An 11,092-nucleotide genomic window follows, 5' to 3' on the forward strand; every position below is an offset into this window, starting at 1 on the left:
CTTATTCCCTCTTTAATGCCGCTACAGCATTTCGCGCTTCTTCCCGATCATCAAAATGAATCGTCTTATCTTTTAAAATCTGATACGTTTCATGGCCTTTACCGGCAATAAGCACCATATCTCCGGTATTCGCCAACGCCACGGCCCGTCGAATCGCGCGGCGCCGATCCGTCAGTACTTCATACTGCTGTCCCGGCTGCAGGGCTTCTTTTACGCCGGCCGCCACTTCCGCCACAATCGCTTCCGGATTTTCCGAACGCGGATTGTCCGACGTGACCACCGGAATATCGGCATGCGTTGCCGCAATCCGTCCCATAATCGGCCGTTTGGTGCGATCCCGATCACCGCCGCAACCGAACACGACAATAATTTTATGCGGGTTCATCGCCCGGGCCGTCGTCAGCGCTTTCTCCAAACTGTCGGGCGTATGTGAATAATCCACGACAATAGCGAAGTCCTGCCCGGCTTCCACCAACTCAAAGCGCCCCGGCACGGCATGAAATGTTTGCATGGCCTTGCCGATGGTTTCCGGGTCCACGCCTTCCGCATAGGCCGCGCCGATCGCCGCCAACGTGTTGTACACATTAAATAAACCGGTAATATTCATTTGCAAATGCATATCCCCGAACGGCCCCGTCACATCAAAAACCGAATGTTTCAGAGCCACCTGCAAATGCGTACCGCGCAGCGACGCTTCCCGTTCCGTACCGTATGTCAAAACCTCGGCCGTACCGCAGGCTTTCCGCATCAATACGGACCACGGATCGTCCCGGTTGAGCACTGCCGTCTTCCCTTTCTTAACAGGCGTGCCGGCCGTCAGACCGCGAAATAATTTCGCCTTGGCCGCCGCATAATTTTCCATAGTCTTATGAAAATCCAAATGATCTTGCGTTAAATTGGTAAACACCGCCGTATCGTACTCGATGCCGGCGACGCGCTGCAAGGCCAACGCATGGCTGGATACTTCCATCACGACATGCGTAATGCCGCGGGCATACATTTGTGCCAAAAATCGCTGTAATTCCACCACATCGGGCGTAGTATTGTGAATCGGCAATTCCAAATCGTCCATTAACGCATGAATGGTTCCCAACACGCCCACATGATAGCCGGCGGTCCGCAAAATATGAGCAATAATATGCGTCGTAGTCGTCTTGCCGTTCGTCCCGGTAACGCCGATCATGCGCATTTTTTTACCGGGATAGTCATAAAAAAACGGTACCATTTCCTCTACGGCCGCATGAATGTCCGGTACGATAATTTGCACGGTCCCGTCCGGCAAGGGCAACGGCTCCGTCGTCAACACGGCTACCGCTCCTTTGGCCGCCGCTTGGGCGGCAAACGTTTTGCCGTCCACATGGGCTCCCGCCACACATACAAACAAATCACCGGGCTGTACGTCCCGCGAATCCGCCGTAATGCCCCGCACCTGCACTCGGGCATCCCCGCGAACTTCATGCGTGGCGGATACTTGTCCGCAAAGTTCCTCTATTGTTTTCATTGTTCCATCCTCCCTGTCGCCTTGCGTATTACCCCGTCGCCGCGGGCTGAAAAACAAACAACAATAGCAGCCTTGCTGCAAGGCTGCTCCTCATGATCTCACTGATTGTCCGTCGTCCGTCCGACGGCGGTATCCGGGGTGCCGTATAATACCCGGGACGGCGCTACCATTCCCAGTTGCGCAGTGGCCATCGTATAAATCCGTTCCGGTGCATCTAAGCGGGCAATATCAATCCGCAAGTTATCGTTTTCCTGTTGCAATTGTTTCGCTTGCAATTTGGCATTCGCCAACTCATACGACTGCGCCGTCTTAATGGCGGATAATCCGACATACGCCAACAAAAACAGCGTCACCAAGCCGATTAACTTGACGATTAACTTGCCTTTTCCTGTAAAACAGCTTTCCGCCGCACGCAATTCCGTGACCGTAAAAGACGGTTTTCCCACATGATAACCCGTATATTCGGGATTTCTGGCCAACATATTATAACACATCCTATCTGAACAAAAAATACACCCCTCTTATTTTCGCTCCGCTACCCGCAATTTAGCGCTGCGTGCCCGCGGATTGTCCGCCACTTCCTGCGGCGAAGGCGTCACCACCTGCCGCCGTACGCGAATACTCGCCCGGTGATGACACGTGCAAACGGGCAAATCGGGAGGACAGATACAATCGGTCGCCAATTCTTTAAAGGTTTGTTTCGTAATGCGATCTTCCAACGAATGAAAAGTAATCACTCCGATTTTCCCGCCCGGCTTCAAATGCTGTACGGCAGTTGTCAACGCGTCATGTAAAATTCCCAATTCATTATTCACTTCAATGCGCAAGGCCTGAAAGGTGCGTTTCGCCGGATGCGGTCCGTCCCTTCTGGCCCCCGCCGGAATCGCCTGCTTAATGACGTGTACCAATTCGGCCGTACGGGAAAACGGTTTTTGTCGCCGCGCCCGAACGATAAAGGCGGCAATCCGTTTGGCCCAACGTTCTTCGCCATAGGCTTTAATCAGCGAATACAACGCTTCTTCACTGTACGTATTCACCACCGTCGAGGCGGGCACGGCACACCGTTGATCCATCCGCATATCCAGCGGCCCGTCCTGCATATAGGAAAATCCCCGTTCCGGCGTATCCAACTGATACCCGGAGACGCCCAAATCAAACATAATACCGTCTACATACGGCAGGTGCAATTCCTGTAACACATCCGCCAAATATTGAAAATTACGTTGTACCAACCGCGTCCGACAAGGCACGTCTTGCAACCGCGCCGCCGCCGCCCGCAACGCGTCCCGGTCCCGGTCCAGACCGATGACCAGCGCTTCTTCCTGCAACTGCGCCGCCAACGTCGCCGCATGACCGCCGCCGCCGAGGGTACAATCCACATATATGCCGTTTTTCGGTCCCAAAACGGCGGCCACCGTTTCTTCCCGCAACACACTGACATGATGAAAGTCCATACTTCCTCCTAGAAATCCACATCCAAGGTTTCATGCAAACTTTCGGCAATTTCTTCCATATCCGGAACGATCGCGGCCGCATACGTTTCATACGCGCCTTTATCCCAAATTTCAATTTTGTCGCCCGTTCCCAAAACCGTCACATCTTTTGTCAACTTTGCATACTCCCGTAAGGCGGCAGGAATCAAAATTCTGCCCTGCCGGTCAAATTCGACTTCCGCCGCACTGCCGAATAAAAACCGCTTAAACGCACGGACATTTTCTTTCGATGCCTTCAATTTTTTCATACTGTTGGCCAAGGACAGCCAATTTTCCGCCGTATATACAGATAAACAGCCTTCCAGTCCACGCGTGACAACACAATGAAGGCCCAATTCCTCACGGAATTTAGCCGGTAAAATCACACGCCCTTTGGCGTCGATACTATGTGTAAATTCACCCATGAACATACAGCTGTCACCTCCTTCACTTTCCACCACATTTTACCACATTTTTGCACATTGTGACAATAAAAACATAATCAATTCCTAAAAAACAAAAAACAGAATCACTACAAACTATGTAGTGATTCTGAATTAGAATAGCTTATGTCATTTTTATTCATTTCGGCTATAGAAGCGAACAAATTTCCCGCTCCGGCGCCGCCACGCATATATCCTCCCCGGACAGGCGGGACAACTCGCTTTGTTGCACCAATTCCGCCAAGGTATAGCGACGTTTTTCCCGTACCAGATCGCCGCGCCAGGCCAAATACGATAAAATTTGACAGGGATCCGCCCCGGCGTCCCGCAAGGCGGCAACCGTGATTCCGTGTTGCCGCTTGGACAACCGGTGAGCCCCGGCATCCACCAACAGCGGCACATGCAGATACTGCGGTACGTCATATCCCAACACCTGCAGCAGCCAGATTTGTTGCGCCGTAACCGGCAATAAATCGCGCCCCCGCACGACATGCGTAATCGCCATGGCGCCGTCGTCCACGACCGCCGCCAGCGCATACGTAAACAAGCCGTCCGCCCGGCGCACCACAAAATCGCCGCCGTCCCGGCGCAACGCGGTTTCCTGCCGGCCGTATTGCAGATCCGCAAACACCAGGGTGTCCGGCGGCACATGCACGCGCCGGGACGGCGGCTTATCCCCGGGAGGCGCCATATTTTTTTTAAACCGCTTATAACAACAGCCGTCATACACGTGCCGTTCCCCCGCATGCGGTGCCCCCAACGTCTGCAGGCGGGCCCGATTGCAATAGCAGGGATATAGCAGGCCTTGTCGCTGTAAGAGCTGCAAGGCCCGCATATACAGCCCATACCGCTGTTGCTGTATATACGGCGCATACGGGCCGCCTATACGGGGGCCTTCATCCCACGTAAGGCCGAGCCACGTTATATCCCGTAAAATGCTGCGGGCAAACACGGCGCGGGAACGCTGCTCATCAACATCTTCCAATCGCAGCACCCAAGTACCGCCCTGCTGTCGCACCTGCAACCAGCTCAGCAGCGCGGTCCACACATTGCCGAGATGCAGGTACCCTGTCGGCCCGGGCGCAAAGCGACCGCGCATACCGGTCACCGCCTTACTCCGTCAACGGAAGTAAGGACGTGAATAATTCTTTTTCCCGGCGAATGATTCCTTCACTGCCCATGACGCAAAGATTGTTATCCGCCATTACCGCCCGCAGCAGCGGCGCCAAATCCCGTATATCCTGTACAGTCGCTTGCAACACTTGATCCCGCCGCCGTTGTTCCGCTTCCGCCGTCAAGCCGGTAAAATACCGACTCATGGCTTTCGCGCCGCGCAACGAAGGCGTCAGCGGAATATCTATGCGACTGAGCGTACCGATTACATACTTCGTCATTTCCCGGTCCGACACATCAAAGGTCGCCAAATAATCGGGCAACGCGTCATACGCTTCAATACTGCTGCGCAAATTGGGATCTCGATACGAGCACAGCACCATATCGCCATTGCCGCAAAACCGGGTCATCGCCCCGTACGCACCGCCCTGCACACGAATTTTCGTCCACAAGTACCCGTACTGCAAAATCGTATCCAATACGGCCAGCGCCCCCGTATAGGCAAAGCCGTGCTGTCGGAAATTACCGCCCTTGGCGACATACTGCACCTTACCGCCGGTCATAATCCCTTCATTTTTGCGTTGCAGCGTAAACCGGCATAAAGCCGTCTGCCGCCGTCCCTGCGGCAACGCCCCGAACCAGGAAGACAGCGCCTGTGCGGTCGCTTCATAAGCAGCCCCTTCGCCGGTTACGGCGACGGTCAGCGCGGCTTTAGTCATAATCTTTTCCAACAACGTCTGTAACGTTTTCGCCACTTCGTCCGCCCGTTCCCGTATAGTGGCGGCAAGCTTCGTAAGAAAACGATAGTACGAAAATTCGCCGCCGTCCGAAAAGGCTTCCACCGGCGATACATACGACAACAGCCGATGCATGACCAGCGTATGGCCCCGCCGAAAGGCGTCCATATCCCAGCCGGCTTTTAATTCTTCTACCAGTTCAATGAGCCGTTCCCGCTTCGTAAACACCGAGGCCGTAGTAATTTCCTGTAACAACGCCGCAGTTTGTGCAACATTCCCGTTCAAACTCTTGACTTTTACTTTAAATACCGGCGTATAGGCGGTCGCATCTTGATAATCGGAAAATGCGGCCACGGAAACATCCAACCCGCCCGTATACAAATCGATTTGCGACGCCAACTCCGCATACGTCCGCCGCCGCGTGTCCATATCGCCCAACACGTCGCTCAACAAATACACATACGGCAATTCTGCCGCCGTAATCCCGTGTAAATCAAAATACGCATCAATATACGTAATCCCGTTGGTGCGGTCCGGCACCCGAACCACCGTTACACCCGCAACAGTTTCTTTGTGCATTTCCACCGCTTCCGCCTGCGACGCCAAATCCCGGCGGGAAAGAACGGGAATCGTCGCCAGCGCAGCCGCCGTATCCGGCGTTTCCTGCCGTTTTTTCAAGGCTTTTGTCGAGGCAACAATATCTTTAATTTCCGCCGCCGACAACGTTTTTTTATACGCCGCCAAGGTTTCCGCCTGCTTCCTGTCGTGTTGTTCGGTCCCGCCCCGTTCCGGCACTAACGATACCAGAGCATAGTACGGATTTTGTAAAAGATACGTTTGTAAAATATCTTCATAATACTTCGTTTGCAATCCTTGCCGCAATATCCGCAACGATTCTTCATAGCGCAGCGCCGCCAACGGATCCTTGTCATACAGCCACGTATCCATACAACGAATGCCATAAATCAACCCCTTGGGTCGCCCGGCGAAATCCGCTTCCCGCAACGTAAATTCCACCCGATTCAGGGCACCTTCCAAGGCTTGCCGATCTATGCCGTTGTGCACCAGGTCGGTCAACGTTTGCCGTACGATCGGTAAAATTTTCGCCTGCGCCGAAGGTTCCGAGCCGTTAATGGAAAGAGACCACAACGGTTGCAGCAAGCCGTCCTGAAAATCGGCCGTAATATCTTTGCCCACGCCCGCATCCGACAGAGCTTTTTTCAACACCGCCGCCGGCGACGTAACCAAGACATACGTCAATACTTTAAACGCCAATCCCAACGTGGGATCCGCCGCATCATCCACGACATACGTCAAACTGTGCAAGGTTTTTCCCGCCGTTTTTTCGTCCGACGCCACGCCGTACGGGAAGGTTTTCACTATACTTCCCGGGCACGTTTGCCGGGCAATGGCGGAATCCGTCGACGTATACGTAAAATGCCGCAAATATTCTTCGTCGATAAAGGCCAACGTCGCTTCCATATCCATATTGCCGTACAAAAAAATATAGCTGTTGGACGGATGATAATACGTACGATAAAAGGCGGTAAAATCTTCAAACGTCAACGTCGGAATCACATCCGGATCGCCGCCCGATTCCACACCGTACGTCGTCTGCGGGAAAAGCAGGGACATGACATGCCGTTCCAGCTGCGCATCCGGTGACGAAAATACGCCTTTCATTTCATTGTAGACCACCCCGCTGTACGACATGGGGCTGTCCTCGTCCGCCATTTCATAATGCCACCCTTCCTGCATGAGAACCTGTCGATCCTTGAGCATGGCGGGAAAAAATACGGCATCCAAATACACGTCCATTAAATTTTTAAAATCCCGATCATTGCGACTGGCTACAGGATACATGGTCTTGTCGGGAAAGGTCATGGCATTTAAAAACGTGTTCAAAGATCCTTTGACCAACTCGACAAACGGTTCTTTTAACGGAAACTTCCGGGAACCGCATAAGGTGGAATGTTCACAAATATGCGGCACGCCCGTACTGTCTTTCGGCGTGGTCCGAAAAGAAATGGAAAACACCTTATTATCATCTTCCGTCTGTATATATAACACGCGCGCCCCCGATTGCTCGTGACGCAATTCATAAGCCTTACCGCCGATTTCCCGCACCGTTTCCGCGCGCTGTACACGAAACCCGTGTATCTGTTTTCCTACTATATCCGCCATTATATCTCCCTCTTTTCTTTATCCTGCCATTGCAGTAACACCTGCGTCAATGCCGCCACACTGTCCACCGTCCGATCCGGCGGATAGGCGCGGCGTTCTTCTTCACTGCCGTAGCCGTAGGCCGCGGCGATCACCGGAATGCGGTTGCTGCGCGCGCCCTCGACATCAAACCGCCGATCGCCCACCATGACCGCCGTCCGGTGTGCCTGCGGGCCGATGCTCCGCAAAATACGGCGTATACAATCCGCCTTCGTATCCGTCCCGCCGACTTGCGGGCCGGCAATCTCCCGAATATACGGAAGCAAATGAAAATGTTCACAAATATCTCGCGCATGCACTTCCGGCTTCGACGTCGCCACATATACGGCAAGACCCGCCCGGGTCAACGTCGCCAACATTTCCGGAACCTGCGCAAACGGCTTATTTTCATACTTGCCGATAGTACTGTACCGTTCTTGAAAAAACGCATATACGCGCCGCGCTTTGGCTTCCGAAAAACCGTACGTGCCGCAAAACGTCTCCCATAACGGCGGGCCGATAATCGTTTCCGCCGCCAACCGCCCTGCCGTGGTCTCGCCTTCTTTGGTCAGGGCATAGGCAACGGAGCGAATAATCCCTTCGCGGGAATCGGTCAGCGTGCCGTCCAAATCAAAAATAACCTGTGTACTCATACGCGCCTCCGAGAACAAAATTTCCGTACCGTCTAATCATACCATCTTTGTCTTTTTTCGGCTAGTCATCCTCTTTTTCTGATACCCCTGTACGGGCAACCTTGAGAAAAACTTTCTATAAACTGCACAAAGTATGTAGATTTTTTTTACATATTGTAGTATTATATAGACGAAAAATAGAGAATTATTCCCTAAACCGACGCCCGGAAAGGAAGCGCTTATGCAAGAAGAGGAATATAAAAAAGTAAACATCGATAAAAAAATAGCTTGGTACGCGAGTCGAAGCACGCGTAACCGCTTATATTATATAGGATTAAAACGCACGGAACGAATGCTTTCCGCACTGTTGCCTCTGCTCACCTTTACGGCTTCTTATTTGCAATTTATCAATGTCTACAGCAATCTTTGCAGTGCCGTCATGAGCAGCATTGTCACCTTGATCGCCTCGGTGCACGGTCTGTCCGAAGTACATGAAAACTGGCGCGATTACAGCCAAACCGCCGAAGCCCTGCGACGTGAAAAACGATGTTATCAAATGCATGCCTCCATTTATGCGCATGCGGATAATCCTTCGGCCTGCTTACAGGCACGGGTCAATGCGCTGATCGCTCCGACCTATCCGCAAACCGCGGGCGCGCATCCCCTTGCCGTTTCTTTGGCTACCTGTTGGAATCACTTGCAACATTCGTCGCATGCCAAATTGGCGCATTTGGAAAATTACCGGAAATTTATTCCTTAAAAAAACGTACAGGACGGTATAAAAATAACGCAGACGACTACGCTGCGTTATTTTTGTGACAATACGCCGTCCCGTAAGGAGAAAACTGATGAAACTGCTTATTGCCTCCGATATACACGGCTCCGCCTATTACTGTCGCCTGTTGCTGACGCGACTGCAGGAAGAACGGCCGGATACACTGTTACTGCTGGGCGATTTATTATACCACGGTCCGCGTAACGATTTACCGCGTGAATACGCTCCGAAAGAAGTCATCCGGATGCTCAATGACTGCCCGGTACGCAAACTGTGCGTACGCGGCAACTGCGAAGCGGAAGTCGATCAAATGGTTCTGAATTTTGCCGTATTGGCCGACTATGCCTTTTTCTATACGGGCGACCGCCAAATCTTCCTTACCCACGGCCACCGGTATAATCTCCGCCGCCTGCCGCCGTCTTTACACCCCGGCGATCTTCTCCTGCACGGCCATACGCATGTACCGGCCTGGCAAGCGTTCGGAAACCGCAACTACTACCTGAATCCCGGCTCCGTTTCCTTGCCGAAAGAAGAAAGCCCGCACAGTTTCATGACCTTTGACGGGCATACCTTTGTTTGGCTGGACATAACCGACGGGCAACCCTACCATACGTTGTGCTTATAAACTGCGGCCTATAAAAATAACGCAAACCGCTTACTCGGTCTGCGTTATTTTTATATCCTTGCAACCGGCACGTTCTCGTAAACGAGTGCCCGTTTTTTTCGGTACGAAAAGCGTCGGTTCAAGGGGAAAATACGACCTTATCTATACGGTCAACGACAAACTTTCCGACCGTTTCACCGGTTGCAAGAAACTTAATGATGAAATAAACGAATGCCCGTCATGGCCATGGCAATGCCGTAGCGATCACAGGCGGCAATCACATGATCGTCACGCACGGAACCGCCCGTTTGCGCAATATACGCCACACCGCTGCGATGCGCCCGTTCAATATTATCGCCGAACGGGAAAAAGGCGTCGCTGCCTAACGACACTCCCTGTAATTGTTGTATCCAGGCTTTTTTATCCGCTGCCGACAAAACGGGCGGCCGCGTCGTAAACAGCCGTTGCCACACACCGTCCGCCCGCACCTCTTCCTGCTCGTCGGAAACATACACATCAATCGCATTGTCCCGCTCCGGACGCCGCAGATCCGCGCGAAACGGCAACGCCAATACTTGCGGATGTTGCCGTAACCACCACACATCCGCCTTATGACCCGCCAACCGCGTGCAATGGATACGCGACTGCTGACCGGCACCGACGCCGATCGTCATGCCGTCCTTGACATAGCAAACCGAATTGGATTGAGTATACTTCAGCGTAATTAAGGCAATGAGCAAATCCCGTTGCGCCGCCGCGGGAATTTCCTTCTGCCGCGTCGGTATCCGCGTCAGTACGGAAGGCGTCAGCGCTACCGTATTGCGTTCCTGCGCAAACGTAATGCCGAACACGTCTTTGCTCTCCACAGGCGCCGGCACATACGTCGGATCCATTTGCAAAATACAATAGCGACCGCCTTTTTTCGTTTTTAAAATCGCCAACGCTTCCTCCGTATAATCGGGAGCAATCACGCCGTCCGAAACTTCCCGCTGCAAAAGCTTGGCCGTTGCCGCATCGCAACACGCCGACAGGGCCGCAAAATCACCGTATGAACTCAGCCGATCCGCGCCGCGCGCACACGCATACGCCGTCGCCAACGGGGTTAAAGGCAGATCCTCGACATAGTATATTTTTTTCAACGTATCGCTCATCGCCGTCGCCACCGCCGCCCCGGCCGGACTGACATGCTTAAAGGAAGCGGCCGCCGGCTGTCCCGTTACCGTTGCCAATTCCCGTACCAGTTGAAAACTGTTGAACGCATCCAACAAATTAATATAACCGGGATTGCCGTTACGCACAACAAACGGCAATTCGCCGCCGTCTTTTCGATACACGCGAGCCGCCGCCTGATGCGGATTACACCCGTATTTCAAAGGCAATTCTTGCATTCCTATCCCTCCCGAATAAATAAAAGGACAAAAAAATACCGACACTTCCGGACACTTTGCCCAGACGGTCGGCTATCGACAACCATGTTCCCTGTGGTAACTCCACTTCCGTCAGTCGCATGATTCTCTTTCATTATACCACTCCCGCTTTTCCTGTCAATACCGCCGGCCCGCCGCACTGCGGCATACGTTGAAAACGACTGTTCCGTATTGTTTTATTATCGG

General features: G+C 52.9%; 10 protein-coding genes and 1 riboswitch. Of the genes, 2 read left to right on the forward strand and 8 right to left on the reverse strand.

Annotated features, from left to right (window positions below):
• Nucleotide 1: 1 nt before the first annotated feature.
• The 7 genes from HMPREF1039_RS04205 to HMPREF1039_RS04235 all read right to left on the reverse strand — a co-directional run bounded on the left by HMPREF1039_RS04205 (nucleotide 2) and on the right by HMPREF1039_RS04235 (nucleotide 8,121).
• Nucleotides 2-1,501 carry a UDP-N-acetylmuramoyl-L-alanyl-D-glutamate--2,6-diaminopimelate ligase gene (locus tag HMPREF1039_RS04205; protein ID WP_007391108.1) on the reverse strand — a complete coding sequence of 500 codons (1,500 nt, stop codon included), beginning with the start codon at nucleotides 1,499-1,501 and terminating at the stop codon, nucleotides 2-4.
• Nucleotides 1,502-1,599: 98 nt separating this feature from the next.
• On the reverse strand, nucleotides 1,600-1,983 hold the full coding sequence (locus HMPREF1039_RS04210; protein ID WP_007391166.1) for a septum formation initiator family protein: 384 nt from the start codon (nucleotides 1,981-1,983) through the stop codon (nucleotides 1,600-1,602).
• A gap of 39 nt (nucleotides 1,984-2,022) precedes the next feature.
• Entirely contained in the window at nucleotides 2,023-2,955 is a 933-nt protein-coding gene (rsmH, locus tag HMPREF1039_RS04215; protein WP_007391167.1) for a 16S rRNA (cytosine(1402)-N(4))-methyltransferase RsmH, read from the reverse strand.
• Nucleotides 2,956-2,963: 8 nt separating this feature from the next.
• Nucleotides 2,964-3,404: a division/cell wall cluster transcriptional repressor MraZ gene (gene mraZ, locus HMPREF1039_RS04220; RefSeq protein ID WP_007391188.1), complete on the reverse strand. Its 441-nt coding sequence runs from the start codon at nucleotides 3,402-3,404 to the stop codon at nucleotides 2,964-2,966.
• A 160-nt stretch (nucleotides 3,405-3,564) separates the two neighbouring features.
• Nucleotides 3,565-4,515, reverse strand: a complete 951-nt coding sequence (gluQRS, locus tag HMPREF1039_RS04225) for a tRNA glutamyl-Q(34) synthetase GluQRS (protein ID WP_007391168.1) — start codon at nucleotides 4,513-4,515, stop codon at nucleotides 3,565-3,567.
• A 13-nt stretch (nucleotides 4,516-4,528) separates the two neighbouring features.
• Nucleotides 4,529-7,450 carry an insulinase family protein gene (locus tag HMPREF1039_RS04230; RefSeq protein ID WP_007391205.1) on the reverse strand — a complete coding sequence of 974 codons (2,922 nt, stop codon included), beginning with the start codon at nucleotides 7,448-7,450 and terminating at the stop codon, nucleotides 4,529-4,531.
• Nucleotides 7,450-8,121: an HAD hydrolase-like protein gene (locus HMPREF1039_RS04235; RefSeq protein ID WP_007391126.1), complete on the reverse strand. Its 672-nt coding sequence runs from the start codon at nucleotides 8,119-8,121 to the stop codon at nucleotides 7,450-7,452. Before HMPREF1039_RS04235 ends, HMPREF1039_RS04230 begins: the two co-directional genes overlap by 1 nt.
• A 220-nt stretch (nucleotides 8,122-8,341) precedes the next feature.
• On the opposite strand from HMPREF1039_RS04235, the gene HMPREF1039_RS04240 reads away from it, so the two are divergent.
• Both HMPREF1039_RS04240 and yfcE read left to right on the forward strand, forming a co-directional pair.
• Nucleotides 8,342-8,860 (forward strand): DUF4231 domain-containing protein, encoded by a 519-nt coding sequence (locus HMPREF1039_RS04240; RefSeq protein ID WP_007391196.1) that lies wholly within the window; start codon nucleotides 8,342-8,344, stop codon nucleotides 8,858-8,860.
• An 88-nt stretch (nucleotides 8,861-8,948) separates the two neighbouring features.
• The gene (yfcE, locus tag HMPREF1039_RS04245) at nucleotides 8,949-9,500 is read left to right on the forward strand and encodes a phosphodiesterase (protein ID WP_007391107.1); all 552 of its coding nucleotides are present in this window, start codon (nucleotides 8,949-8,951) and stop codon (nucleotides 9,498-9,500) included.
• Between the two features lie 191 nt (nucleotides 9,501-9,691).
• Here the strand turns inward: yfcE and HMPREF1039_RS04250 are convergent, their stop codons facing one another.
• Nucleotides 9,692-10,867, reverse strand: coding sequence for a phosphoribosylaminoimidazolecarboxamide formyltransferase (locus HMPREF1039_RS04250; RefSeq protein WP_007391130.1), 1,176 nt, complete (start codon nucleotides 10,865-10,867; stop codon nucleotides 9,692-9,694).
• 51 nt (nucleotides 10,868-10,918) lie between these two features.
• Nucleotides 10,919-10,996, reverse strand: a riboswitch (ZMP/ZTP riboswitch).
• Nucleotides 10,997-11,092: the final 96 nt, after the last annotated feature.

The sequence above is a fragment of the Megasphaera lornae genome (assembly GCF_000214495.1).
Taxonomy (GTDB): domain Bacteria; phylum Bacillota; class Negativicutes; order Veillonellales; family Megasphaeraceae; genus Megasphaera; species Megasphaera lornae.